This is a genomic window from Streptomyces sp. NRRL WC-3549 (assembly GCF_000721935.1).
Lineage (GTDB): Bacteria > Actinomycetota > Actinomycetes > Streptomycetales > Streptomycetaceae > Streptomyces.
Window position 1 is genome coordinate 341,296 of sequence record NZ_KL585394.1, and the last position, 440, is coordinate 341,735.

The window sequence follows — 440 nt, forward strand, 5'->3', positions numbered from 1 at the left end:
GCCTTCAGCCGTTTCCGGGTACCGGGGTCGTCCGCTCCATCACCACGAAGGGCCCGGACCGGAGGGTGATGCGGTAACGGCCCTCGGGGTGGAGCTGCTCGGCGTACGCCACCGGGTCGTCGATCGGCTGCGACCAGCCGAAGTCCAGGTTGATCGCCACGACGTCGGGGGCGGTGCCCGGGGCACCGCCGATCCAGTAGACCGTGCGGTCGGAGGTCAGGTGCGACATCAGCGTGATGTCGGTCTCCACCCGGGAGCCGGCCGGGATCGCCTCCAGCGCCCGCTCGGCCTCCCCGGCCCGGGCGTCGGTGGCGTACGTCTCCGGGCGCAGCAGGTCGCGCAGCGGGAGGTGCTGGGTGAGGGTCACGGCGATCGCGGTGGCGACGGGCACGGCCGCCTTCGCGTACGAGACGAGCCAGGGCCGCTTCGAGGCGCGGCTG

The 440-nt window shown here is 73.4% G+C and carries 1 pseudogene; it reads right to left on the bottom strand.

Annotated elements, in window-relative coordinates:
* Positions 1-4 precede the first annotated feature (4 nt).
* Positions 5-440: pseudogene (locus IH13_RS0112330) on the bottom strand (hypothetical protein); the annotation flags it as partial.